This window comes from Phycobacter azelaicus, from assembly GCF_014884385.1.
Classification (GTDB): Bacteria; Pseudomonadota; Alphaproteobacteria; order Rhodobacterales; family Rhodobacteraceae; genus Phycobacter; species Phycobacter azelaicus.
Genome location: NZ_WKFH01000003.1, coordinates 186,041 through 209,910, shown reverse-complemented (window position 1 = coordinate 209,910; position 23,870 = coordinate 186,041). Strand labels below are relative to the sequence as shown.

Here is a 23,870-nt window from a genome sequence, read left to right as displayed (position 1 = left end):
GATGCATACACCGTTCGATTTCAACGAGACCGGGAAGCGGATCGTTTATGTGAAGGCCGTGGATGTTGCGGATCTTCCCGCCGATGTGCAGGCCGGAGCTCAGGGGCGTAAGCAGCTTTATGCGGTGCATGACGCCGAAGGCGAGCAGCTGGCGCTTGTCGCCGACCGCCGCATGGCCTTTGTGCTGGCCCGCCAGAACGACCTGTCGCCCGTCACGGTTCACTGAGCCGGGCAGTTTCGGAAAACACTTGATTAATTGTTGCTCAGGCCTCCACATGGGAGGCCTGAAGTATTTTTGGAGAATGGATTTCTTGATCGGCACGACAATTGCCCGTGGGCTATTGCGCCTTTTTGTGGCCTCCGCTTTGGCGTCAGTATTGGCGTTGCCGGTAAGAGCGGATGTTTTTGTGGAATGTGTGCAAAGGCAGCTGGCCGCCCTGGAATACGATCCCGGGCCGATTGATGGTATTTTCGGAAAGAAGACGGCGCGGGCGTCGGATGCCTTGCAGGCAGAGCAAGGGCATCGATTTCTCCCCCGACTGAAGGATTTGCCGACGCTGAGCAGGGCCACAGCCATTCACTGGTGCAGGGAGCTGCCTCTCATCGATTCCCGTATCGCGGAATTTCGACCTTCGGCGCAGCCTTTGAAACTGCTGGCAAATTCCGAAGTGGCGGAGGCCGGAATTCAAAAAGCCTACGACTCGGTGAAGACGTACATGCGTCGGGTGCATGGTGTCGTTCTGGCCGGAAATATCGGCATCGCGGCCGGGGATGACTGGAAGACGCTGCGAACTCATGCGGTCCAGATTGAGGCCGAAATAACGACCGCGCGATCAAAATTCCATTCGGCAATCCGAATGCGCTGCGATGGTGAATATGCCTATTATGGTGCGGCCTTTCCAGATTGGATGTACTTCTGTTGGCGCCCGTATGATGGAACAGATGCGGAATGGTACGCCCAAGCCTTCACTTGGCTGGGTCGGCTCATGGCACATGAATACATGCATATCGTCCAGGCCGAGTTGAGCGGCACCCGCACCTCTGCGCGCGATGTAAAAACTCAGAACCGCCTGATGGGGCCTTTGTGGATGGTGGAAGGAGCCGCGAAGGTCATTGAAGCGCAATATGCGGACATCCATTTCGGGATCGATCAGCCTGCCCTGTTTCAATTGCGGAACTGGTCTCTCAGGGCGAAGCGAGATCTTCGCGATTTGAGGTATTCCGAGGCCGTCATGAGCGCCGAGGAATACGCCTTGTCACAACTGGCGGTTCGCATTCTTGCCGATGAGAAAGGTCATCATGTGCTCTTTGATTTCTGGCGCAGGCTCGGGAAGGGGCGGTCTTGGCAGCAGGCCTTTCGCGAAACATTTGGTGTTGAGTTGGAGGAATACGAACTGAGGGTCATGGAGTTGATCAAAAGGCCCTGGGACACGCTGGGCCTTCCCTCTTCTGGCAGTTATTGGGAAGCCTTCATGGCGATCAAGGTGCAACCTGAAATCTTGGAGTCCGCTATCAATACGGGAAGTTTCTCCGACAGAATGAAAACGCCCGGAGCAGTCCGGCTGAAAAACCTTCCTCGCATTAACAAGAAAGAGATCGTAAAACAGCTTATGGGACCCCAAAGGAACCTCCGCAAGGTTGGCGATTGAACCCTCTGATGAGATAGGAAACACCATGGCGGAATTTCAGTTCGATTGGGTCGATGCGTTTTCGGATCGCCCCTTTGGTGGCAACGGCTGTGCTGTTGTCCATGATGGTGCCAGCCTGCCGGTGGAGGTCTGCACCAGTTTCGTGCGGGAGACCTCCCTGGTGGAATGCACCTTCACCGGCCCGTCTGATGTGGCGGACATCAAGGTGCGCTATTTCTTGGCCAGCCGGGAAATTCCCTTTGCCGGTCATCCGACCCTGGCGACCGTAGCAGCCCTGAAGGATCGCGGATTGACCAAGGGCAGTTCGGTGACCTTGGAGACCGGCGCGGGCATCGTTCCGGTGCAGGTCAATGGCGATCTGATCGAGATGACGCAGGTTGCGCCGCAGTTCGGCGAGAGGCCGGATCCCGCGCTGGTGGCCGCTGCCGTTTCGCTACCCGTGGAGGCCATCGTGGGCGCGCCGCAAAAGGTCTCCACCGGGTTGCCCTTCTGCATCACCGTTCTGAAGGACCGTGCGGCGCTTGATGCGGCGCGACTGGATGTGGAGGCCCTGGCGCGCCTGACCGCATCACTGGGGGCGGCAGGCACCGACATGATGGAGCCCTTCCTGGTGGCGCTGGAGGGGGCAAGCGCGGCAGGGGACACCTATTCCCGCCTGCTAATGGCACCACCCAGCCCGCCGGAGGATCCTTTTACGGGCTCGGCCACCGGTGCGATGGCGGCCTATCTGTGGAAACATGGCCTGATGCAGAAGGACAGTTTTGCGGCAGAACAGGGCCATGGGATGAATCGCCCCGGTCATGCGCGGGTCACGCGCGTCGGGTCGGCTGATGCGCCAACGGGTGTGCGCGTGGCAGGTCAAGGTTTTGTCCTTATGCGAGGCGCGGTTGATCTGCCAACCGAGGCTTGACGCGACATGTATTTTGGCCGCATCTGCAGCCAGTTTCCAAAGGCCTGCCAATATGAGCGAACCCGCAATTGCCATTCTACCCTACGGTGGCAAGCTTGACCGTAGATTGACATCGCGCCCGCTAAGTGAGCTGCACTGGCCGCTCGGATGTCCTGCGCGTCTAATCGGGGGCGTCGTGGGGGATCTCGGGCCAGATGATCATCTGATTGTCTTTGCCAAGCGGGAAATGCATTTCCAACTCAGTTGGCACTGCCGGGCAAGAGTGTCCCTGATGATCATTGAGCCCAAGATCATGTCGGCGGCCCATCACCGTCTGTTGCGCCTTACTTACCGGCGTTTCTTTCGCGTTTTCAGCTATGATCAAGGCCTTCTGGCGCGCTTGCCCAATGGTGTTTCTCTTCCCTTTGGATCCACATGGGTGCCGGGCTGGCAGGATCTGGACATTCAGAAGACTGAGGATCTGTCTCTCATAGCCTCCGCCAAGCGCGACCACCCCGGCCATAAACTTCGCCATCAGGTGGTGGAATATCTCCAGCGCGAAGGCGTTCCGGCCAGGGTTCTGGGTAGAGGGTACGAGCCGTTTGAGGCCAAATCGGATGGTCTGGCACCCTTTCGCTATTCTGTTGTGATCGAAAACGTCCAGGAGCCGAATTACTTCACGGAAAAACTCATTGACGCGATCCTGTGTGAGACCGTGCCGATCTACTGGGGGTGCTCCAATATCGAGGAGTACTTTGAGCCGGAGGCGATGATCATTTGCAAGGATCGCGCCGATCTGGAGGCCGCAATTCGAAGTGTGAGCGCAGAGGACTACGAGCGTCGCCTGCCTGCCTTGCGTCGTCAAAAAGACGCTGCAGCCCATTTCGGAGATCTGTTGGGGCGTGCAGCCAAGGCTCTGCGCGACAACCTTTGAGGGTAGCTTCTTTCACCTACACGTGCGAAGCGTCGGCTATTGCGGCCTCTCCGTTTTTGCCAGCTTGCGCGCCCGGCGTTCGGATTTCTTGACTTCATACCAGTCCCGGAGGCGTCGCGTCTTGAGCTCGGCCTCGGGCGCAAACATGAGAATGGCATTGCGCAGCATCCATTCCGGCAGGCTGCCCCGGCAGCCTTCTTCGGGCCAAAGGGACCGTTCTGACCAGATGTAATGCGGGTGCGACGACCTTGGCTTTGTCGACCGATGGGCAGCTTCCTGTGCAAGATTTGCCATCAGTACCATGATGTTCTCTTCTTCCAGGACTGTTTCGCGGGCAGAAGCGATGGCAGATTGCGCTGCTTCCCAACGACCGTTCTGGATTTCCTGAACCATCCTGCTGGCTTCTGCCACCGGATCGTCGAGGTTGATCAGCTCAAAGCTATCCTTTGGGCAGTATTCGCCCACGTTGCTGCACCCTGCGTAGAATGGAAAAGACCAGCACAGCCACGGGTCTGTCAGCTTTTCTGTCCAGACATGTGGCCCTTCGCCATTCTCGACGGCAAGATTGTATTTGTAGGGCAGGAGGGCATCGGCCTTGTCGCCGATGGGTTTGAAGCCACGGCCATAAATCTCGATATGCTCTGGGATCTGCTCAATCAGTGTGTCGACGAGCCGCATGCGTTTGCGATGGTATTCGGTGTGCACCTTGTTCGACGTAACGATCGCGATCTTGTCCTGTTTGTCTTCAGGTGGCGTCAGAGTTTTGAACCAATCATATCCACGGTGCGCATGGTTGCCCGAGAAATCGTACCCGGCCCACCAGTACCAGCACACGGCCCGGTGCCGTTTTTCCGCAGCAAGAGGCTTTTCCGTGGTGGTCAGAACCAGTCCGAACTGGTTGAGAAAACGGCAGCTATAAGGGTGGATGACATCCGGCTCGGCGGCAATGAATATCGTGCGTTCCTTGGGCACATGTGTCTTGATCGTGTGGGAGGCCCGGTTGAAGGAAATCAGGACGTCGGTGTCATCCGGTACCGCAGTGCCGAAGGTGAAGGTTACGTTTCTTACATGCGGACTACAGCCGGGGGATTGCTTCAGAAAAGGTTGCCCCGTGGTGTCGGTAAAAACATGTGCCTTGATAGGGGCAACCATGGTGCGCCTCCGAAAATCCAAACTGCCCCGCCGTGTCTAAGCTGAAAATCGCACTCACAAAAGATTGAATTGCCTCTTCACGCGGCTGCAACGCATTCGGCCCGCCAATGGGCGGGCCGATAGAAAATGTGACAGGGGCGATCAGGATCAGGCGCTGATCAGGCCCATGCTTTCCAGCTTCAAGAGAACCTGGTGGGCGCAGTTGTCCACGTCGACATTCTCTGTCTCGACGCTCAGTTCCGGATTCTGCGGAACGTCATACGGATCCGAGATACCGGTGAACTCCTTGATTTTGCCTTCTCGGGCGAGCTTGTAGAGGCCTTTGCGGTCGCGGCGTTCGCACTCTTCGATGGAGGTTGCAACGTGGACTTCCACGAATGCGCCGTATTGCTCGATCTCTTCGCGCACATGGCGGCGGGTGGCCGCGTAGGGCGCGATCGGCGCGCAGATGGCAATCCCGCCGTTCTTGGTGATTTCGGAGGCCACATAGCCGATGCGCTTGATGTTGAGGTCCCGGTGCTCTTTGGAAAAGCCCAGTTCAGACGACAGGTTCTTGCGAACGATATCGCCATCCAGCAGCGTAACCGGACGACCGCCCATCTCCATCAGTTTGACCATTAGAGCGTTCGCAATGGTGGATTTGCCAGAACCTGAGAAGCCGGTGAAGAAGACGGTGAAGCCTTGCTGGCTGCGCGGTGGCTTGGTCTTGCGCAGCTCGGCCACCACTTCGGGGAAGGAGAACCATTCGGGGATTTCCAGGCCTTCGGCCAGACGGCGGCGCAGCTCGGTGCCCGAGATGTTGAGGATGGTCACGTCATCCTTGTCTGCGATCTCGTCGGCGGGTTCGTACTGGGCGCGTTCCTGCACATAGACCATGTGCTTGAAGTCCACCATTTCGCAGCCGATTTCCGACTGATGCGCGCGATAAAGGTCCTGCGCGTCATATGGGCCATAGAAGTCTTCGCCGGCGGAGTTTTTGCCGGGGCCGGCGTGGTCGCGGCCGACGATGAAGTGGGTGCAGCCGTGGTTTGCGCGGATAAGCCCGTGCCAAACCGCTTCACGCGGACCGGCCATGCGCATGGCAAGGTTCAAAAGGCTCATCGAAGTGGTGGCCGCCGGATACTTGTCCAGAACCGCCTCGTAGCAGCGCACCCGGGTGAAGTGATCCACATCGCCCGGTTTGGTCATGCCCACAACGGGGTGGATCAACAGGTTGGCCTGGGCTTCGCGCGCGGCGCGGAAAGTCAGCTCCTGGTGGGCGCGGTGCAGCGGGTTGCGGGTCTGGAAGGCCACGACCTTGCGCCAGCCCATCTTGCGGAAGTAGGCACGCAGCTCGTTCGGGGTATCGCGACGACCGCGGAAATCATAGTGAACAGGTTGCTGGATGCCGGTCACGGGACCGCCGAGGTAGATCTTGCCCGCGGTGTTGTGCAGATAGTTCACTGCCGGGTGAGCTTCGTCATCGGCGCCAAAGACCTTTTCGGCTTCGCGCGATTTGTTCGGCTCCCATTTGTCAGTCACAGTCATCGTTCCGAGGATGACGCCTTCTTGGTCACGCAGGGCGATGTCCTGACCCAATTCGATGGTGTCGGCAAAGTCTTCGGACACATCCAGCGTGATCGGCATCGGCCAGAGCGTACCATCTGCCAGGCGCATGTTTTCCACCACGCTGTCGTAGTCTGCTTCGCTCAGGAAGCCCTTCAGCGGGTTGAAGCCACCGTTCATCAAGAGTTCCAGATCGCAGATCTGGCGCGGTGTCAGGTCGTGGCTGGTAAGATCTGCCGCCTCGACCTTCAATTTTTGTGCGCTGTCGTAGGAGACAAATAGCTCGGGAATGGGGGCAAGGTTGTTGTCCATGAATTTGGTCCTATGCTTGAAAGGTTCTAGGCCGCTGGTCGTGCCGGTGAGCTCCGCGTGCAGAGCGTCATACTCGGCGAATTTGCGGATCAGGAAATTGTCTCTGAGGCGAATCTGCTCTGCCGCGCCCCGGGTCGTGATCTCGTAGGCAAAGCGCTGGCGCCTGTCGGGGCCATCGCGTTCGGTAATCTTCACCAGCCCTTTATCGGCTGCTGCCCGCAAAGCGGCGTTCAGGCGACCAAGGGACACACCCAAAGCCTTAGCAGTCGCACGCTGGGGGGCGTCCGGAGCCGCTTCAAGCTGGCGCAGCATCCGAAACAGGAGATCCTCCTCCTCCGGCGAGCTGGGTGGTGTGGTGGTTGGCATTGACGACTCAAAGTATGTTCACGGATGAACGCTTTGCATATGAGCATGCTGATTTGAAGCTTTTATTGTGTTGGCTGGTGGATTTAAGTCCGCTGTTTTCCCAATCCTCGTAGAAATGGAACACTGTGTCCCGTGAGTGGTCAAAGTCGGGACGGTACCTTGATCAAACTCGGGGGGCAGGTGGGTGAACGGCCTCAGTTGGCGGGCCGGCCACGCCGTCTTCGCTTGGGTAAGGCTTGAAGAATTGGAAAGGAGAGAGTGCCCACGAGAGGGCAATTCCGTCAGCACTTGTCCTGAGGGGCTGGTGCTGACGGATAACGGTGTGGCTTAGTCCTGCTCGGCAAGGAAGCGTTCGGCGTCCAATGCTGCCATGCAGCCCATGCCGGCGGATGTCACCGCTTGACGGTACTTGTGATCGGTCAGGTCACCTGCTGCAAAAACGCCGGGAACAGAGGTTTCGGTCGAGCCGGGCTTTACCTTGACATAGCCGCCGTTGTGCAGCTCAAGCACGTCCTTGACCAGTTCTGTCGCAGGGGCATGGCCGATGGCCACAAAGACGCCCTTGCAGGGGATTTCGGAAATCTCACCGGTTTGCACGTTCTTGACCTTCACGGCTTCGACGCCCAGCGGGCTGTCGGAGCCGACCACCTCATCCAGCTCGTGGAACCACAGGGGCTCGATCTTGGGGTTCTTCATCAGCCGGTCCTGTAGGATCTTTTCGGCACGCAGCTCGTCGCGGCGGTGGATCAGCGTGACCTTGGAGGCGAAGTTGGTCAGGAACAGCGCCTCTTCCACGGCAGTGTTGCCGCCGCCGATCACGACGATCTCTTGCCCGCGGTAGAAGAACCCATCACACGTCGCACAAGCCGATACGCCAAAGCCCTTGAACTTTTCCTCTGACGGCAGGCCCAGCCATTTGGCGCGGGCTCCGGTTGCCAGAATCACGGCATCGGCGGTGTAGGTGGTGCCGCTGTCGCCCGTGGCGGTGAAGGGGCGCTCGCTGAGGTCAAGATCGGTGACGATGTCGCCGATGATCTCGCATCCCATCGCCTTGGCATGATCCTGCATCCGCACCATCAGGTCGGGGCCCTGAACCTCTGTGTCGCCGGGCCAGTTCTCGACCTCGGTGGTGGTGGTCAGCTGGCCACCTGGTTCGATACCCTGCACAAGGATGGGCTCCAGCATCGCGCGCGACGCATAGACGCCGGCCGTATAGCCAGCCGGACCCGATCCAATAATCAATACCTTGGTGTGGCGCGTTTCGCTCATTTTGATTCCCCAGATGCATTGCCAAGCGGTCATGCCGCCATCAGGAACCGCATATAGCGTTAGAGCAGGGGCGCTTAAACCCCCGGCATTGTCTTCATGACGGTGCCGTTATCTTAGGCCGCTTGAATTCTTCTGCCGCAAAGAATATTTCGCCGCGGTGAAATATTATTGCGCGCTGCATTGGCGCTGATATAAGAAACGAAAAAAGACGGGAGCCTTCACAATGGTCACTACACGCCTTGATCCGATTGATCGCAAGATTTTGTCGGAGCTGCAGGCCGACGGGCGCATGACCAATGTTGAGCTTGCCAAACGGGTTGGTATTTCGGCACCGCCCTGCCTGCGGCGCGTGAGGGCTCTTGAAGAAGCCGGATTGATCCGGGGCTATCACGCAGAGGTCAACAGTCGCGAGTTGGGCTTTGAGGTACAGGTCTTCGCCATGGTAGGTCTTGAAAGTCAGGCCGAGGCAGAGTTAAGCGCGTTTGAGGAAAAATGCCGCAGCTGGCCGTTGGTGAGGGAGTGCCACATGTTGAACGGCGAGGTGGACTTTATCCTGAAATGCGTCTCACCCGACCTCAGTACCTTTCAGAGCTTTTTGACGGGGGAGTTGCTGACCACCCCGAATGTCGCCAGTGTAAAGACGTCATTGGTGATCCGCGGCGCCAAGGACGAGCCGGGTGTGCCCTTTGACGTTTTGGAAGATCGTCTAGCGCGTGAGGCCTGAGGCGCGCGTGGGCTTGAGAGCTAGCGCCAGCAACTGACTCGTCGTGACCTAGGTATCAGCGCGTTCGAATGCCAAAGGGCCAAAGTCCGCGATACAGTCAGCATGGCTGAACATGTTCAGGAACAGTGTTTTGATCGGGTAGCTGACCAGATGCAGCGCATTCGGCCCCGGATGATAGCTTTCGAAAGGAAGCCCTCCGACCTGGATCACGGCGTGTGCAGGCAGGCAGAGGTGATATAGCTCGATCGCTGTCGGCGGTGCGGTTTCAAAAATATTCATGCCGTCCTGAAACGCCTGTACGGGCGTAAGGAGTTCCGTGTCCTGAGCGTTTGCGCGCAAATGGGGTGGTGTACAAAGCAGCCTGGCGGCCGGACCGGCGACGACACAAGACATTGGCTTTTGCATTCCAAAGCTATCAGCCATGAAACTTGTGAGGGGGTGTCTTTGGCCTTTGGAATCTGCCCGGGCCGGCACCAGACTTGTAGAGCCTTTCCAGACCAGCGGTTGATGCTTGCCGTCTTGTGTCGCAATCCGGTCTCCCGGCCACAGGTCCTCCACGGCGACAGGGCCCATGTCGGTCTGCACCAGAGAGCCGCGCGAAAAAGCACAAAAGGCGTTCTCGAAAAGCGGAAGGGCGGGGGCGATGTGGCGGGTTTCTGCAATACTGCCATTGGACAGAAGTGCGCTCACCTCATAGCGGCGCAACTGTGGTCTGTTCGTCATGCGCAGAGCGGCAGGATCCTGCAACAGAGCCGTCGCTTCCGCGGCTGCTGCAGCCGCGTGTTGTAACGATTGTGGCGTATTCATGACGTCAGGCCTTTCTCACTTCACATCGCGCCCGAAACATGGCGCCCTGGCAGGCACCTGCCAGAACGAAACCGAACGCTCAGACGGATCAAGCGCGCAAGGCATCGATACCGCTCCCACCGCACAGAGGACCATTCATTCCTGAAGAAAACCCTACAAGGAAAGAAAGTGGTCGCAAAAAATCAGCCCCGAGCGTTCTGCTTTTCGGATTGCTGTCGGAGAATTCGCGCTTCGGATGTGCACGCTATTCTCAGGCATATCTGCAAAGACATAGGCTCGCCCTGCGCCGCCCGATGGTTGCGGCACGCACCGGGCCTCTTTGCCATGGCATCACGCAGGCCTCAGTTCTGGCAGTCGCAACAATCGATGCGAGGAATCGGGTTCTGGCTTTCATTGAGGGCTCCTGCCGTTTCCGTATTAGACCGTCTCGGTTCGAGACCCTTTATCGGTAATCAATGCGTCGCGAATATGGCGCAGGCATGGAAAAGGCCCGGCAGAACGCGCGGTCGGCGTCACCTTCGTTGGCCCCTAGGGAGTCAGGAGATGCACTGCCCCGTGCATTGGGAAAGAGCAGATCTCCGCGGGGAAGGAGCCGCTGTCGCGCTGGGCCTAAAGGCGAATGCAGGACATCAGTCTGCCATAGTCGGCCTGTTCTTCATGGGTTGTACGCCGGTAGGAGTAGAACCGTTTCGGGTCGCTGTAGGTGCAATGGCGGGTCCACTCGGCCTCAGCGATGCCGGCACTGCGAAGTCTTTGAAGACCAAGGCCAGGCAGATCAAAAAGGAACCTGTCGCCCGTACCATTGGCAAAGAAACGGGCATTGTCAGGGTTTTCCGCCATGAAATCTTCAAAGAATTCCGGCCCCACCTCGTAGGCATTTTGCGAGATCGTCGGGCCGATTGCGGCTTTGATGCGCTCTCGTTCGGCGCCCAGGTTCACCATCGCGTCGATTGTCGCTTCAAGGATGCCATCCAGCGCGCCCCGCCAACCGGCATGGGCAGCGCCAATCACTCCGGCTTCCTGGTCTGCAAAGAGAACGGGCTGACAGTCTGCCGTCAGAATTGACAGGGCAATGCCGGGAACGTTCGTGACCATGGCATCTGCGGAAACAGGCGGTTTTGTAGCCTCTTGAATCACGGCTACGTCTGCGGAGTGCACCTGGTTCACCCGCGCCAGATGCTCCGGAGAAACCTGCATGGCTGCTGCCACCCGTGCTCGGTTAAGCTCGACTGCCTGACGTTGGTCGGAGGACCCTAGACCGCAGTTCAGACCCTCAAAAATGCCGGAGGATGCACCGCCGCGGCGGGTGAAAAACCCGTGGCGGAGCGGCGACAGCAGGTCCGATGTAAGAATTTCCAGAGTCATGACTGCAGCCCCGGTGGAGGTGTCGCGGTGGCGGGGTAAAGGCCCAGCACTTTGAACAGGTTTCCCATTTCCTCGGGGTGCGTCAACCGCCTATGTGCTGCAATTAGGTTCTTCAGTGCGTCACCCTGCAGCGCCGCGGCAAGGGCGCGCGCGCGGTCAGTGATGCCAAGGCGTTCAAGGAAGACGCCTTGCGGGGTGAGACGCGAAAAGGCGCATCCTGCGGATTCTGCAGCAACGCATAGGGTTTCAAAGTCCACATGGGTGGTCAGATCGGCCATGCCAGACGCCTCCAGCGGGTCGCAAGGCGCGTGATTCCTTAAGGCCTGTAGCGTGTCTCCCAGCGAGCGCCAATCGCCATAGTCTATGATCAGCGCTGTACCGCCATGGGCGGCAATTCGCTCCGAGATGGCTCCAGTGATCGGAGCGGCGGCCTCACAGAGCTCAACCAGATCGCCATCTTGTGTGTCTTCAATGCGGTGGCTGAGCGCCGACTGTTCCACAATCGGACCAAGCCCAAAAGAGAGCGCCCCATCCGAAAGGCCGACGCGTCTTTCCCGCCAGCCGATCCCGTCGCGCAGGAACTGGCGTACTGGCAGGGCGTCGAAAAACTCGTTTGCCACCGCGAACAGGGGCTGCTGCGGCAGGGTCTCGATGCCGTCATGCCAATTCGGCGCATAGTCCTTTAGTGTGTCGGACTGGAGCTGCCGCAAGGCAGGCGACGCCTCGACAAGGTGCAGATCCAGAGCGTCGTGGAAGCCGGGAACGGCGCGGGTGGCCCGCAGCAGATCTGCCATCAGCGTGCCGCGACCAGGGCCAAGCTCGGCAAGAGTGAAAGGCGCAGGACATCCCTGATCAAGCCAAGTCTGCGCAAGGCACAGCCCGATCAGCTCGCCAAACATCTGGCTGATCTCGGGCGCAGTGATGAAATCCCCCGAGGCGCCGAGAGGATCTCGTGTGCTATAGTAGCCATACTTCGGGTTCAGCAGGCACTCGGCCATATAGTCAGCGAGGCTCAAGGGGCCGTCAATGTCGATGCGGGCGATGAGGTGATTCAGCAGGTTCATGTCGCAGGCCTTTTGCTGCGCACGGCATGGAAGGCAAAGGCAAGGCCAAGAGCGATCATCGGCAGTGATAGCATTTGTCCCATGGTCAGCCCGTAGCCATTCAAATGAAACGCGAGTCCAAGGGGGTTGCCCGGAGAAACAAATTGCGCATCGGGCTGGCGGACGAATTCGACCACAAAGCGCGCAAGCCCATATCCTGCGAGGAAGGTTCCTAGGGCAAGACCCGGCGCGAGAAAGGCCTTGCGCCGGAACACAAGCCAAAGCAAGGCAAGGCCAAGGATCAACCCTTCGAGTGCTGCCTCATAAAGCTGCGAAGGGTGGCGCGCGCAGATTTCTCCCAGCGCCTGCCCGCAGTCCTGAGCAGCCTGACCGGGAAAGGCAACGCCCCAGGGTAGGTCGGTCGGGCGGCCCCATAGTTCAGCATTGATGAAGTTTGCCAGCCGACCCAGCAGCAGCCCCCAGGGCACGCTAAATGCGACAAGGTCCGCTATCTGGAGTTTTGGGATGTCGTGGCGGCTCGCGTAGATCCATGAGGCCAGAACAACACCGATCAAACCGCCATGAAAGGCCATGCCGCCTTCCCAGATGCGCAGGATCTGCGACGGGTTTGCGAGGTAGTATTCGGGCTGATAGAACAGAACAAAGCCAAGGCGCCCGCCCAGGATGACGCCGAGAATGATCCATGTCAGCAAGTCCTCAACCTGGGCGGGCCGCATCGGAGATTGTCCGCCGGGCCAGAGCGCAGGACGTTTCAAAGCCATAACGGCAAGGCGCCAGGCTATCAAAATGCCGAAAATATAAGCCAATGCATACCAGCGCAGAGCAAACTCCATGCCAAATAGGGAGATGGAGAAAATCTCGGGCGAAAGGTCGGGGAATTTGATCATCGCGTGCATGGCCACTCAATGCCTTTGCCGGGGAAGGGAAGTCAACGGTGCTCGGCAATGGCTTGCCCATGGCCCTTAGGTTGCCCATATAGGGCATAAGCCTGAATTGGAGACAACGATGCAAAGCCGCAACAAGATCCTGGATGATATTTCCCAGTTGATGACCAATGCCATGGGTGTGGCCCACGGTGCGCGTGAAGAAGCCGAAACCGCGATGAAAAGCATGATCGACCGCTGGCTGGCGGATCGCGATTTTGTGACCCGCGAGGAATTCGATGCAGTGCGTGCCATGGCGCAAAAAGCGCGCGAGGAAAACGAAGCGCTGAAGGCTCGCCTTGATGCACTGGAGGCGGTGTCGAAGGGCTGACCGCGCCAGTGTGTCGCAGAAAGCAAGAAGGGCTTTTCTGCGCCCCATAGCGCAGGAGGCCCTTTTATTGGCTCATTCTCATGAACCTCTTGGTGGCGCTCTTTGGCTGCCACCTAACTCATGCAGGTCCTGCAAGACGTACCCAAGGCACCTTGCCGACATTTTGGGTCACTTTTCACTTCATCCACAACTTATTGCAGATATCCCCAAATAAAGGGTTGCCAGCCTGCTCCTGCACGGCCACCATATCTAGTATGGGAGCGGGGATGCCTCCCCGGTCCTTTGAGCGCAAAGCTAGCTCTTGCGGGCCCGTAGAGGTCCCATGCTAGATACCAGAGAGGTGGCATCATGGCCCTATCCGAGCATCATCTGGAAGACGACATTCACCCCATCGACATCGTCGAAAACATCGCGTCCCACCACGACTGGGATTTCGACCGTATCGGCGATGATCAGATCGCCATGGCGGTCGAAGGGCAGTGGCGCACCTACTCGGTCACCTTGGCTTGGTCTGGCTTTGAGGAAACCCTGCGTTTGGTCTGCAGCTTTGAAATGGATCCGCCCGAGGAGAAGCTGCCGCAGCTCTATGAGTTGTTGAACCTGATCAATGACCAATGCTGGGCCGGTGCCTTTACCTATTGGGCCGAGCACAAGCTCATGCTTTATCGCTATGGTCTGATCCTGTCGGGTGGTCAGGCGGCCAGCCCAAGCCAGATTGATGCGATGATCCATGCGGCCGTGTCCAACAGCGAGCGCTATTACCCGGCTGTGCAACTTACAACCTGGGCTGGCCAGTCCCCAAGCGAGTCTTTGCAGGTGGCCATTGCAGAGGCCTACGGTCGCGCATAAACCTGTGTCCCGAGGGTGAGAAACGAACACTGGGGGCAAAACCATGGACATGAATGCAATCGCTGGGCGGGGGCTCGTTCTGCTGGGCTGCGGCAAGATGGGCTCGGCCATGCTGGCGGGTTGGCTGGAGGGCGGGTTGCCTGCATCGTCGGTCTGGGTACTTGACCCTTATCCGTCTGACTGGCTGAAGGGCACGGGTGTCGCGATCAACCAGGGCCTTCCGGAAAATCCGGCCATCGTTCTGATTGCTGTCAAACCGCAGATGATGGGTGATGCGCTGCCAGCTCTCAAGGCGCTGGGCAATGGCGATACACTGTTCATTTCGGTGGCGGCAGGGATCTCCTGCGCGAGTTATGAGGCCATGCTGGGGGACAAGACGCCGATCGTGCGCGCCATGCCAAACACGCCTGCGGCCATCGGGCGCGGCATCACGGCCCTAATCGGGAATGGCCAAAGCGGTGAGCACCATATCGATATGGCCGAAGCCTTGCTGTCGGCCATCGGCCAGACTGTCCGTCTGCAATCCGAAGAACAAATGGATGCAGTAACCGGCGTCAGTGGATCTGGTCCGGCCTATGTCTTCCACCTGATCGAAGCAATGGCCGCCGCTGGCGAGGCGCAGGGCCTGCCTGCGGCTCTGGCTATGCAGTTGGCCAAGGCCACTGTGGCGGGCGCGGGGGCATTGGCAGAGGCGGCGGACGAAAGCCCTGAGCAACTGCGCATAAATGTGACCAGCCCCAATGGAACCACGCAGGCCGCGCTCGAGGTTCTGATGGACAAAGAGACCGGGTTTCCGGACCTCTTGACCCGTGCGGTGGCGGCAGCGGCCAACCGATCCAAGGAGCTGTCTGGTGGCTGAGATTACCTTTGATGATTTCCTGAAGGTCGATATCCGCGTCGGCAAGGTGGTGCGGGCAGAGCCTTATCCAGAAGCGCGCAAGCCGGCGATCAAGATGTGGGTCGATTTCGGCGACGAGATCGGTGAAAAAAAGACCTCGGCTCAGGTGACCGCGCACTACACGCCGGAAACGCTGGTGGGGAAACAGGTGTTGGCCGTGGTGAACTTCCCGCCCCGCCAGATTGGCAAATTCATGTCCGAGGTGCTGGTTCTTGGACTGCCGGATGCGGCGGGCGAGATCCGCCTGATTGGCCCCGACGGACCGGTTCCCCTTGGCGGAAGGATGCATTGACCCATGAAACTCTGGATCACACGGCCGATGACCGCCGCAGTCGAAGCACGGGCGCGGGCTGAATTCGATGTGGATATTCGCCCTGATACAGGCGTGCTCAGCCGCACGGAAATGGAGCGTGCCCTGCGGGATTATGATGTCGTGATGCCGACGCTTGGCGATCTGTTCTCGGCTGATGTGGTGTCGAGCGTTCCTAATGCGCGCTGCCGTTTGCTGGCCAATTTTGGAGTGGGATACAATCATATAGATACACAGGCAGCCGAGGCTGCCGGTATCGCGGTAACGAATACGCCCGGTGCTGTCACCGATGCCACCGCAGATATTGCCATGACCCTGATCCTCATGTCGGCACGCCGCGCGGGCGAGGGGGAGCGGCTGGTGCGCTCGGGCAAATGGGAGGGCTGGCACCCGACCCAGATGCTGGGGCAGCACGTGACCGGCAAGACCGTTGGCATCATCGGCCTTGGCCGTATCGGTGCGGCCATCGGGCGGCGCTGTCATTTTGGCTTTGGTATGAACGTGCTTTACACCGCGCGCAGCGAAAAGGAGCCGGGCTACCCTGTTACCCGCTGCGCCTCTGTGGTCGAGATGGCCTCTCAGGTCGATTTTCTGGTGGTCGCGGTGCCGGGCGGCCCCCAAACGCTGCACATGGTTGATGAAGGCGTTCTTGCCGCGATGCAGCCGCATGCACATCTGATTAATATCGCCCGGGGCGAGATCGTGAAAGAGAGCGCTTTGATTGCTGCGTTGCAGGACAAGCGGCTTGCCGGGGCGGGGCTTGATGTCTACGAGTTCGAACCCAAGGTGCCGGAAGCCCTGCGAGAGCTGGATACTGTGACCCTGCTACCACATCTGGGAACCGCGACGGAAGAAGTGCGCACGAATATGGGGCATATGGCCCTGGACAACGTTGCTGCCTTTATGGCGGGCATGCCTCTACCCAATCCTGTTTAACAGGCTCGGGAGGCGGTTCCTCTATCGCCGACGGCCTCACGCCAGTGACGGCGGCAGAGTGAAACATAGGTCTCATTGCCGCCGATCTGCACCTGATCGCCCGTCGTGATGGCGCGGCCTTGCTCGTCTTGACGAATGACCATGGTCGCCTTCTTTCCGCAGTGGCAAATGGTACGCACTTCGCGCATTTCGTCGGCGAGGGCCAAGAGCGTGGCAGATCCGGGAAATAGCTTGCCCTGGAAATCGACCCGCAGCCAATAGCACAAGACCGGGACACCCAGGTCGTCCACCACGCGGGCCAACTGCCAGACCTGCTCGGGAGAGAGAAACTGCGCTTCATCAACAAAGATGCTTGCCAGTTTCCCTTGATCCAGACGGGTCTTGATCCGCTCGAACAGATCATCATTCGCCGAAAACACATCTGCTGTCTCGCTGATGCCGATCCTCGAGGCGATCCGTCCTTGCCCGGCGCGCTCATCGATCCGTGCGGTCAGAAGGTAGGTTTCCATGTTGTTCTCGCGGTAGTTGTGCGAGGCCTGAAGCAGCACCGCCGATTTGCCCGCATTCATGGTTGAGTAGTGAAAATAGAGCTTTGCCATGCTCGCGGTTTAGCCTCTGGTTTCAAAGGAGTGAACCGCAAAAACGAATTGCGCCCTTGCACGGGCTCTGTCTGATCCGGGCCGCAGCAGGCCCTGGGGATGGATAGAACAAAAACCGACAAGGACGCAGAAACCAGAAGGCGGCGCCTTACGCCCACGCACACAGGCAGGCGTCGCCTTCGACAATAGTTAGAAGCCCAACCTCACTCACAAAGGTGCTTCTTCCCAAAGGATGCAAGAAATGGCATCGGGGACACTGGTTAAATCCCTGAAAACGCAAGGGATGGATCAAGTATTGCAATTCAGATAAAACAATAGCATGGGAAATTGATGATTTCGTTCCCCGCCCCGGGGAGCCGCGATTTAGTGAGACTACATGGCAGATATTTGTACGTACCTGAAGAAGCATACTGAGGCCCTGGTCAAGGACGTCGGCATTGAGGCTGCCTGTCAGATAACCGGCAAATCGAAGGCCACGCTGGGCCGCTATTATTCCGACAATGCCGAACATGCCGAGCGTTTCATGCCGGTGGATTCTGTCGCCAAGCTGGAAGGTGCAGCATCTTTTCCGCATGTGACCGCGGCCCTTGCAGACCTCAAGAATATCACTCTGTCATACGCCAGTTCTGACGATGAAGAGGGAACTGCGACGCGGAGCAATGGCGGTGTGAATGCCGACGTGATTGCGCTCAGTCAGCGGTTTGCGACTCTGATGAGCGAGTATCAGGAAGCCATCGCCGATGGCATCATCACTGTGAATGAGGCAAAGCGGTTGCTGCGCGAGACCGTGCTGCTGCAACAGGTCCTGCTGGAGATGAAACTGCATCTCGAAGAAGAAAGCGCCTGATCGCTGCTGGCGCAGAGGCTGCGACAATCAGGCGGCCAACTCGCGGCTTAGCTATGTCGGCGCAGCAGGACTGAGCCGACAGAATACCCTGCGCCAAAGGAACAGATAAGGCCCATCTCTTGATCGGCCATATCGTCGGAGTTCTGCGAAAACGCGATGATTGATCCGGCCGACGAAGTATTGGCGTACTCCTGCAGGATGTTGGGCTGCTCTTCGGCAGTCGGGGTGCGGCCGAGAACCTTTTTACCGATGAAATCGTTCATCGATTTGTTCGCCTGGTGTAACCATAGCCGTTTCAGATTGTCGCGTGACGCGCCGCTGTCGCTCAGATGCCGGGTGATGTGGTCGCTGACCATGGGCAGCACCTCCTTGAACACCTTGCGCCCGTTCTGCATGAACTGCATGTCGCGGCGATCCTTCACCCCATCAGGGCGGGAGCGGCGCAAGAAGCCGTTATTGTTGCGGATGTTGTTGGAAAACTCGGTGGCGCAGCGGGTTGACAGTATCTCGAAATGAGGGCCTTTGGCATCTTCGATGCGCTCCACCAATGTTGCGGTCGCCACATCGCCAAAGATGAAATGGCAGTCGCGGTCGCGCCACTCCAGATGGCCCGAGCAGATCTCCGGGTTGACCACAAGCGCTGAGCGTATGCTACCGGATCGGATCATGTCCGCCGCCACCTGCAAGCCAAAGGTGGCTGAGGAGCAGGCGACGTTCATGTCAAAAGCAAAGCCATTGATGCCAAGCAGCTTCTGAATCTCGATGGCCACCGCCGGGTAGGCCCGCTCCATGTTGGAAGCAGCGCAGATCACGACATCCACGTCCGCAGCCGTTTTTCCGGCCTGCGCCAGAGCCTTGTTCGCGGCATCCACGGCCATTTCCGCCATGATACCGGGCTCGTCATCGCTGCGCTGGCGCAGCAGGGGGTGCATCACCTCGGGGTCCAGGATGCCGGATTTGTCCATGACATAACGCTGCTCGATACCCGACGCCTTGAGGATGAATTCTTCGGAGGAATGCTGCATCGGCTCCATCTCGCCTGCAGAGATCGCTTCGGCATTCTGTGCATTCATGCGGTCGGCATAGGCGTTAAAAGCTTCCACCAGCTCTGCGTTTGTGATGGACTGTGAGGGGGTAAAGACCCCGGTGCCGGTGATGGCAGCTGTGAACATTGCGAGGAACCCAAAATGTTTGAAGTGCCGCATATGTGGGCACTTTGAGGATGGAACGTCAAGGGCCGTCCGTACTTGCCCCTGGGGCAAGATCAGCGCGATGTGTGAACTTATTCACGTGAAAAGTTCAGCTTCTGAAGTAATGTGGTGCGAATCCTTGAACCCTCCGATTATTTGCAATCTGCAACAAGGCGCACACACACCATGGCGGAGAAACAGATGAGCGAGGACGCGCCCTGCCTGTCGCCCGAGATCTGCGCCATGATGGGGATCTATGCGTTTTCCTGGAAGATGGACAATGCCATTGACGAGGCAGCGCTTGCGCCGCGTCTGGGCCGGATCGAGACACGGCTTCTGATCCAGTTGGATCGCCCGCGCAGGATGGGGGCCTTGGCGCACCTGCTAATGATCGGCGCGCCCTCGGTTACGGCGGCCGCAGACCAGTTGGAAGGGCAGGGGCTGGTCGAACGTACGGCAGACCCGGAAGACCGTCGTGCGCTCCTGTTGCAATTGACTGAGCGGGGGCAGCATGTACGCCTGATGTTGCAAAGACAGCTTGGTGATCTTTTTCGCAGTGTTTCCGGCCTATCAGCCTCGGATATCGACCGGTTCGCGGCTCTATCCAAGAAAATCCATGATACGATTCTGGGACAGGGGGCGCATTCGGCAGCTTCGGTCCCCAAAGGAGATAATGAATGAAACGGTTCAAGAAATTGACGACGCGGTATGCGTTTTTCCTGGCGATGGCCTCTTTCCTGCCAGTTGCGGTCCTGGCTGCAGAGGATGTGGCCAAACCGGTGAAACTGCTCCAGACGCAGACGGGCAGCATGACGATCCAGCGGCAGTTCTTTGGCCAGGTTGCCGCAAAGCAATCCGTGGATCTGGCCTTTCAGGTTGCCGGGCAGGTCGTGAAGTTTCCTGTCGCCCAGGGCTTTGTCGTGCCCAAGGGGCAGATGGTCGCGCAACTGGATCTGGAGCCATTCGAGCTGCAGTTGGAACAGGCGAGATTGCAGAAGGAACAGGCCGATCGTACTGTAGCGCGGCTTGAAAAACTAGCTGGGACGGTCAGTCAGGTGTCGATCGATGATGCCGAGACCCAAGCCGGCCTGGCTGGGGTTGCCCTCAGAAATGCAGAATACGAGTTGAAGCATGCAACCTTGACGGCCCCTTTTGACGCCTTGGTTTCAAGTCGCGAAGTCGACAACTTCACCACCGTGGGCGCCGGAACGCCCATCGTGCGCCTGCACGACATGTCCGAACTGCACGTCAAGGTAGATGTACCCGAGATCCTGTTCCAGCAGGCAGACCAAAGCAATGAGGTTGAATTTACCGCGTCCTTTCCGGGTTGGGATGCGACCTACCCGGTGGAGATCCTCGAATTTGATGCCGAGGCCAGCAGCGTGGGACAGACCTACCGCGTGACCTTCCGTCTGGCACCGCCCGAAGACCGGCAGATCCTTCCGGGCGCGTCGGTTGCCGTGCGCATAGAGGTGGAAACTAATGCAGAAGGCATCGTCCTGCCTGCAACCGCCATCGTGACATCCGCGGAGGGAAATACCGGTGTGATGGTCTTTTCGCCGACTGGGGCCGATCAGGGAACCGTGACCTGGCAGCCCGTAACGGTTTCGCCCACACACGATGGTGGATTTTCAATAGAAAGCGGCCTTGAAGGCGGCGAGGAAGTTGTCCTGACAGGTGGCAATGCTCTGAGTGACGGTCAAGCGGTGCGCCGCTTTGCCGGTTTCGCGAACTGAGGGCGGTACAATGGACATCGCACGCGGGTCGATCGAAAAGCCACTTTACACGTGGTTGATCATGCTGATCGCTCTTTTCGGAGGGATCTGGGGTTTTCTGTCGCTTGGACGGCTTGAGGACCCCGCCTTTACAATCAAACAGGCGGTCATCGTCACCCAGTATCCGGGCGCAACGGCAGAACAAGTCGCCTTGGAGGTTTCGGAGCCTTTGGAGTCGGCCATTCAAAAAATGGCCGAGGTGGACACAATCACTTCTATCAACCAGCCCGGTCAGTCGTTGATCGAGGTTGAAATCAAATCGACCTATGACGGCAGTGAGCTGCCGGCGGTCTGGACAAAACTGCGTGCCAAGATACGCGATGCCTCCAGATCTTTGCCCGATGGCACCAGCCAGCCCTACGTGAATGACACGTTCGGAGATGTGTTCGGCCTTTTCTATGCCGTCACTGCCGAAGGCTTCACCGACGCCGAGAAACACGAGTTGGCTACATTTTTGAGGCGGGAATTGCTCACGGTGGACGGCGTCGCTGATGTGGATGTCTCAGGCCTTCCGGACGAGGCAATCTATGTGGAGCCGGATCTTGCGGTTTCGGTCAATCTTAACGTGCCCATGAATGCCATCGCCAATGCCATCGCCACGTCAAACTCGGTGCGCGAGGCGGGTAAACTGGACGCTGGTGACACTGACACGCGCATGATTGCGCCTGACGGATCAGACAGTGTGTCCGAGATCGCCGGGCTGTCCGTCGGTGTGCAAGGCGAGGTCATCAATGTCGTGGACATGGCCAAGGTTCATCGCGGCCGTGTGGCCGACCCCAGCTTGATCGTGCGCTATAACGGCACTGAAGCCTTTACGCTTGGGGTTGCGGGCATTGCATCTGAAAACATCGTTGATGTGGGTAACAACGTCGATGCCAAATTGGCGCAGCTGGACAGCGACATCCCCTTTGGTGTGTCCCTGCAGCCGATTTATCAGCAGCATGTGGTGGTGGATCAGGCGTCAAACGATTTTCTGGTGAACCTTGCCATGTCCGTGGCCATCGTGGTTGTGGTTCTGGGACTGTTCATGGGGGTGCGGGCCGCGGTCGTCGTGGGTGCAACGCTTTTGCTGACGGTCGTAGGCACACTGCTGTTCATGAACCTTTTCAGCATCGAGATGGAGCGCATTTCGCTCGGCGCTTTGATCATTGCCATGGGCATGCTGGTGGACAATGCGATTGTTGTGGCCGAAGGCATGCAGATCGCAATGTCGCGCGGCAAATCCTCGCGCGATGCCGCGCAAGAGGCCGCAAGCAAGACTCAGATCCCGCTGTTGGGCGCGACGGTGATCGGGATCATGGCCTTCGCAGGCATAGGCCTTAGCCCGGACGCAACAGGAGAGTTCATGTTCTCGCTGTTCGCGGTGATCGCGATTTCACTGCTTTTGAGCTGGCTTTTGGCGCTGACGGCGACACCGCTTTTGGGACACTACTTCTTCAAGACCGGGACCGGCGGGGGCGGCGATGAATATGGTGGTTTGATCTTCCGGGCCTATGGCACCACCTTGCGCCTTGCGCTCAAATTGCGCTGGTTTGTCGTGGTGGGGTTGGTCGTGCTGACCGCGGCCTGCTACGTGGGCTTTGGGCAGGTGAAACAGGCCTTCTTCCCTGACTCCAACACGCCCCTGTTCTTTGCGCATCTCAAGCTACCGCAAGGCACCTCGATCCATACGACATCACATAAGCTCAGCTTGGTCGAAGACTGGCTCTCTGATCGTGACGACGTCATTTCGACCTCGGCCTTTGTGGGGCAGGGTGCGACCCGCTTCATGCTAACCTACTCGGCGGAGAAGGCAAATCCGAGCTATGGTCACCTGATCATTGAGGCCACCAGTCTTGAGGCGATCCCGGCGCTGCAGGCGGAACTCGAGGCTTTTGGCAAGGCTGCACTGCCCGAAGCGGAGTTCCGCACGAAAAGACTGGTCTTTGGCCCCGGCGGCGGCGATCCGATCCAGGTCCGCTTCTCTGGGCCGGATCCAAAGGTGCTGCGCCAACTTGGCGATGAAGCCATGGCCCGCCTCGAGCAAAGCTCCGACGACATCCTGAGCGTGCGTCATAACTGGCGTGAACAAGAGCTGGTGTTGCAGCCCATCTACGCAACAGATCGTGCCCAAACGGCTGGCATCGCGCGCGAAGATATCGCAGATGCCTTGCAATTCGCCACCGATGGCATGACGGCGGGGGTTTTCCGCGAGCGGGACCGACTGATTCCGATCATCATTCGCCGCGCGCCGGACGATCCAGCCAACATCATGGACCAACTGGTGTTTTCATCTTCGTCCAGCAGCTTTCTGCCCCTGGAACAGATGATCGATGGAATCGAGGTTCAGGTTCAGAACACGCTTGTCCATCGCCGGGACCGGGTTTTCACTCTGACCGTAGGTGCCGATATCTCGGCAGATGTGACGGCCGCAACTGTCTTTGGCCAGATCCGCTCCAGCATCGAGGACATGGAGTTGCCGCTTGGATACCAGATGGAATGGGGCGGGGAGCATGAGAGTTCCGCAGAGGCGAACCAGAGCTTGGGCGCGCAACTGCCGATCTCATTGTTGATCATGGTTCTGATATCCGTGCTTCTGTTCAATGCGATTCGCCAGCCGGTGATCATCTGGCTGCTGGTTCCGATGTCCGTGAACGGCGTGGTGATCGGCCTCTTGGGAACCGGAATGCCCTTCACCTTTACCGCGCTTCTAGGGCTGCTGAGTCTCTCGGGCATGCTGATCAAGAACGGGATCGTTCTGGTCGAGGAAATCGACCTGGTTCGCGCCGAGGGGCGCCCGCTGCGCGAAGCGATCGTCGAAGCCTCGGTGTCGCGTCTGCGGCCCGTCATGCTGGCGGCGGTGACGACGATCCTCGGTATGTTGCCGCTGCTGAGCGATGCCTTCTTCGTTTCGATGGCGATCACGATCATGGGCGGTTTGGCCTTTGCAACGGTTCTCACGCTCGTTGCAGCGCCTGTCTTCTATCTGATCTTCTTTTCCCGCGACGAAAAACGTCAGTCGGTAGCAGCCTGACCCTGCACTATTTGGAACAGACAATACGAAAGGCCCCGGTGTGATCCGGGGCCTTTTCTACGAGTGACAGTATAGGCGATCTCAAATCAGAGGGATCAGAGGAATGTCACAAGCAGATAGGGT

At 58.5% G+C, this 23,870-nt stretch carries 23 protein-coding genes; 14 read left to right on the top strand and 9 right to left on the bottom strand.

Annotated features, from left to right (window positions below; all coding sequences use genetic code 11):
• The first annotated feature begins 1 nt into the window (after position 1).
• The 4 genes from INS80_RS02140 to INS80_RS02125 all read left to right on the top strand — a co-directional run bounded on the left by INS80_RS02140 (position 2) and on the right by INS80_RS02125 (position 3,472).
• Positions 2-226 (top strand): DUF1150 family protein, encoded by a 225-nt coding sequence (locus INS80_RS02140; protein ID WP_192963976.1) that lies wholly within the window; start codon positions 2-4, stop codon positions 224-226.
• 76 nt (positions 227-302) lie between these two features.
• On the top strand, positions 303-1,649 hold the full coding sequence (locus tag INS80_RS02135) for a peptidoglycan-binding domain-containing protein (RefSeq protein ID WP_192963974.1): 1,347 nt from the start codon (positions 303-305) through the stop codon (positions 1,647-1,649).
• Between the two features lie 25 nt (positions 1,650-1,674).
• On the top strand, positions 1,675-2,559 hold the full coding sequence (locus INS80_RS02130) for a PhzF family phenazine biosynthesis protein (RefSeq protein ID WP_192963972.1): 885 nt from the start codon (positions 1,675-1,677) through the stop codon (positions 2,557-2,559).
• Between the two features lie 52 nt (positions 2,560-2,611).
• Positions 2,612-3,472 (top strand): glycosyltransferase family 10 domain-containing protein, encoded by an 861-nt coding sequence (locus INS80_RS02125; protein WP_192963970.1) that lies wholly within the window; start codon positions 2,612-2,614, stop codon positions 3,470-3,472.
• A 36-nt stretch (positions 3,473-3,508) separates the two neighbouring features.
• Here the strand turns inward: INS80_RS02125 and INS80_RS02120 are convergent, their stop codons facing one another.
• From INS80_RS02120 to trxB, 3 genes are all read right to left on the bottom strand, one after another.
• Complete coding sequence (locus INS80_RS02120; protein WP_192963968.1) at positions 3,509-4,624, bottom strand: glycosyltransferase family 10 domain-containing protein; 1,116 nt, start codon at positions 4,622-4,624, stop codon at positions 3,509-3,511.
• 147 nt (positions 4,625-4,771) lie between these two features.
• Positions 4,772-6,847 (bottom strand): bifunctional sulfate adenylyltransferase/adenylylsulfate kinase, encoded by a 2,076-nt coding sequence (locus INS80_RS02115; protein ID WP_192963967.1) that lies wholly within the window; start codon positions 6,845-6,847, stop codon positions 4,772-4,774.
• A gap of 327 nt (positions 6,848-7,174) precedes the next feature.
• The gene (gene trxB / locus INS80_RS02110; protein ID WP_192963965.1) at positions 7,175-8,116 is read right to left on the bottom strand and encodes a thioredoxin-disulfide reductase; all 942 of its coding nucleotides are present in this window, start codon (positions 8,114-8,116) and stop codon (positions 7,175-7,177) included.
• 223 nt (positions 8,117-8,339) lie between these two features.
• On the opposite strand from trxB, the gene INS80_RS02105 reads away from it, so the two are divergent.
• Positions 8,340-8,840 (top strand): Lrp/AsnC family transcriptional regulator, encoded by a 501-nt coding sequence (locus INS80_RS02105; RefSeq protein ID WP_192963963.1) that lies wholly within the window; start codon positions 8,340-8,342, stop codon positions 8,838-8,840.
• A 48-nt stretch (positions 8,841-8,888) separates the two neighbouring features.
• Here INS80_RS02105 and INS80_RS02100 read toward each other — a convergent pair whose 3' ends face one another.
• The 4 genes from INS80_RS02100 to lgt all read right to left on the bottom strand — a co-directional run bounded on the left by INS80_RS02100 (position 8,889) and on the right by lgt (position 12,972).
• Positions 8,889-9,647, bottom strand: a complete 759-nt coding sequence (locus INS80_RS02100; protein WP_192963962.1) for a Hint domain-containing protein — start codon at positions 9,645-9,647, stop codon at positions 8,889-8,891.
• A gap of 609 nt (positions 9,648-10,256) precedes the next feature.
• Entirely contained in the window at positions 10,257-11,012 is a 756-nt protein-coding gene (gene pgeF, locus INS80_RS02095) for a peptidoglycan editing factor PgeF (protein ID WP_192963961.1), read from the bottom strand.
• The gene (locus INS80_RS02090; RefSeq protein ID WP_192963960.1) at positions 11,009-12,076 is read right to left on the bottom strand and encodes a class I SAM-dependent methyltransferase; all 1,068 of its coding nucleotides are present in this window, start codon (positions 12,074-12,076) and stop codon (positions 11,009-11,011) included. Before INS80_RS02090 ends, pgeF begins: the two co-directional genes overlap by 4 nt.
• Positions 12,073-12,972, bottom strand: a complete 900-nt coding sequence (gene lgt / locus INS80_RS02085; RefSeq protein ID WP_192963959.1) for a prolipoprotein diacylglyceryl transferase — start codon at positions 12,970-12,972, stop codon at positions 12,073-12,075. Before lgt ends, INS80_RS02090 begins: the two co-directional genes overlap by 4 nt.
• A gap of 109 nt (positions 12,973-13,081) precedes the next feature.
• Here lgt and INS80_RS02080 point away from each other — a divergent pair, with 109 nt between their 5' ends.
• The 5 genes from INS80_RS02080 (at position 13,082) to INS80_RS02060 (ending at position 16,323) form a co-directional block, all read left to right on the top strand.
• A complete protein-coding gene (locus tag INS80_RS02080; RefSeq protein ID WP_192963958.1) occupies positions 13,082-13,330 on the top strand; it encodes an accessory factor UbiK family protein in 249 nt (82 codons plus the stop codon).
• Between the two features lie 348 nt (positions 13,331-13,678).
• On the top strand, positions 13,679-14,179 hold the full coding sequence (locus tag INS80_RS02075) for a type III secretion system chaperone family protein (RefSeq protein WP_192963957.1): 501 nt from the start codon (positions 13,679-13,681) through the stop codon (positions 14,177-14,179).
• A 43-nt stretch (positions 14,180-14,222) separates the two neighbouring features.
• Positions 14,223-15,038: a pyrroline-5-carboxylate reductase gene (gene proC, locus INS80_RS02070; protein ID WP_192963956.1), complete on the top strand. Its 816-nt coding sequence runs from the start codon at positions 14,223-14,225 to the stop codon at positions 15,036-15,038.
• A complete protein-coding gene (locus tag INS80_RS02065) occupies positions 15,031-15,369 on the top strand; it encodes a tRNA-binding protein (protein ID WP_192963955.1) in 339 nt (112 codons plus the stop codon). Before proC ends, INS80_RS02065 begins: the two co-directional genes overlap by 8 nt.
• Positions 15,370-15,372: 3 nt before the next feature.
• Positions 15,373-16,323 (top strand): 2-hydroxyacid dehydrogenase, encoded by a 951-nt coding sequence (locus INS80_RS02060; RefSeq protein ID WP_192963954.1) that lies wholly within the window; start codon positions 15,373-15,375, stop codon positions 16,321-16,323.
• Here the strand turns inward: INS80_RS02060 and INS80_RS02055 are convergent.
• Positions 16,320-16,922, bottom strand: coding sequence for a thymidine kinase (locus INS80_RS02055; RefSeq protein WP_192963953.1), 603 nt, complete (start codon positions 16,920-16,922; stop codon positions 16,320-16,322). The two genes, INS80_RS02060 and INS80_RS02055, sit on opposite strands and share 4 nt — an antisense overlap.
• Positions 16,923-17,298: 376 nt before the next feature.
• Between INS80_RS02055 and INS80_RS02050 the strand changes: the two genes are divergently transcribed.
• On the top strand, positions 17,299-17,769 hold the full coding sequence (locus INS80_RS02050; RefSeq protein ID WP_192963952.1) for a hypothetical protein: 471 nt from the start codon (positions 17,299-17,301) through the stop codon (positions 17,767-17,769).
• A 47-nt stretch (positions 17,770-17,816) separates the two neighbouring features.
• On the opposite strand, the gene INS80_RS02045 is transcribed toward INS80_RS02050, so the two are convergent.
• Positions 17,817-18,941 carry a beta-ketoacyl-ACP synthase III gene (locus tag INS80_RS02045; RefSeq protein WP_192963951.1) on the bottom strand — a complete coding sequence of 375 codons (1,125 nt, stop codon included), beginning with the start codon at positions 18,939-18,941 and terminating at the stop codon, positions 17,817-17,819.
• A 204-nt stretch (positions 18,942-19,145) separates the two neighbouring features.
• Here INS80_RS02045 and INS80_RS02040 point away from each other — a divergent pair, with 204 nt between their 5' ends.
• Genes INS80_RS02040 through INS80_RS02030 form a run of 3 tightly spaced genes read left to right on the top strand, consistent with a single transcriptional unit; the run spans position 19,146 to position 23,747 of the window.
• Entirely contained in the window at positions 19,146-19,640 is a 495-nt protein-coding gene (locus INS80_RS02040) for a MarR family winged helix-turn-helix transcriptional regulator (protein WP_226892535.1), read from the top strand.
• A 44-nt stretch (positions 19,641-19,684) separates the two neighbouring features.
• Positions 19,685-20,695, top strand: a complete 1,011-nt coding sequence (locus INS80_RS02035; RefSeq protein WP_192967155.1) for an efflux RND transporter periplasmic adaptor subunit — start codon at positions 19,685-19,687, stop codon at positions 20,693-20,695.
• Between the two features lie 10 nt (positions 20,696-20,705).
• Entirely contained in the window at positions 20,706-23,747 is a 3,042-nt protein-coding gene (locus INS80_RS02030; protein ID WP_192963950.1) for an efflux RND transporter permease subunit, read from the top strand.
• The last annotated feature ends 123 nt before the right edge of the window (positions 23,748-23,870 follow it).

Coding starts and splice junctions, on each gene's coding strand:
- INS80_RS02090 (WP_192963960.1), bottom strand. CDS start 12,076: ATGAACCTGCTGAATCACCTCATCGCCCGCATCGACATTGACGGCCCC.
- INS80_RS02045 (WP_192963951.1), bottom strand. CDS start 18,941: ATGTTCACAGCTGCCATCACCGGCACCGGGGTCTTTACCCCCTCACAG.
- INS80_RS02040 (WP_226892535.1), top strand. CDS start 19,146: ATGGCGGAGAAACAGATGAGCGAGGACGCGCCCTGCCTGTCGCCCGAG.
- INS80_RS02120 (WP_192963968.1), bottom strand. CDS start 4,624: ATGGTTGCCCCTATCAAGGCACATGTTTTTACCGACACCACGGGGCAA.
- INS80_RS02105 (WP_192963963.1), top strand. CDS start 8,340: ATGGTCACTACACGCCTTGATCCGATTGATCGCAAGATTTTGTCGGAG.
- INS80_RS02080 (WP_192963958.1), top strand. CDS start 13,082: ATGCAAAGCCGCAACAAGATCCTGGATGATATTTCCCAGTTGATGACC.
- INS80_RS02125 (WP_192963970.1), top strand. CDS start 2,612: ATGAGCGAACCCGCAATTGCCATTCTACCCTACGGTGGCAAGCTTGAC.
- INS80_RS02135 (WP_192963974.1), top strand. CDS start 303: ATGGATTTCTTGATCGGCACGACAATTGCCCGTGGGCTATTGCGCCTT.
- proC (WP_192963956.1), top strand. CDS start 14,223: ATGGACATGAATGCAATCGCTGGGCGGGGGCTCGTTCTGCTGGGCTGC.
- INS80_RS02060 (WP_192963954.1), top strand. CDS start 15,373: ATGAAACTCTGGATCACACGGCCGATGACCGCCGCAGTCGAAGCACGG.
- INS80_RS02115 (WP_192963967.1), bottom strand. CDS start 6,847: ATGCCAACCACCACACCACCCAGCTCGCCGGAGGAGGAGGATCTCCTG.
- INS80_RS02140 (WP_192963976.1), top strand. CDS start 2: ATGCATACACCGTTCGATTTCAACGAGACCGGGAAGCGGATCGTTTAT.
- INS80_RS02035 (WP_192967155.1), top strand. CDS start 19,685: ATGGCCTCTTTCCTGCCAGTTGCGGTCCTGGCTGCAGAGGATGTGGCC.
- trxB (WP_192963965.1), bottom strand. CDS start 8,116: ATGAGCGAAACGCGCCACACCAAGGTATTGATTATTGGATCGGGTCCG.
- INS80_RS02075 (WP_192963957.1), top strand. CDS start 13,679: ATGGCCCTATCCGAGCATCATCTGGAAGACGACATTCACCCCATCGAC.
- INS80_RS02130 (WP_192963972.1), top strand. CDS start 1,675: ATGGCGGAATTTCAGTTCGATTGGGTCGATGCGTTTTCGGATCGCCCC.
- INS80_RS02055 (WP_192963953.1), bottom strand. CDS start 16,922: ATGGCAAAGCTCTATTTTCACTACTCAACCATGAATGCGGGCAAATCG.
- pgeF (WP_192963961.1), bottom strand. CDS start 11,012: ATGACTCTGGAAATTCTTACATCGGACCTGCTGTCGCCGCTCCGCCAC.
- INS80_RS02030 (WP_192963950.1), top strand. CDS start 20,706: ATGGACATCGCACGCGGGTCGATCGAAAAGCCACTTTACACGTGGTTG.
- INS80_RS02100 (WP_192963962.1), bottom strand. CDS start 9,647: ATGAATACGCCACAATCGTTACAACACGCGGCTGCAGCAGCCGCGGAA.
- INS80_RS02050 (WP_192963952.1), top strand. CDS start 17,299: ATGGCAGATATTTGTACGTACCTGAAGAAGCATACTGAGGCCCTGGTC.
- lgt (WP_192963959.1), bottom strand. CDS start 12,972: ATGCACGCGATGATCAAATTCCCCGACCTTTCGCCCGAGATTTTCTCC.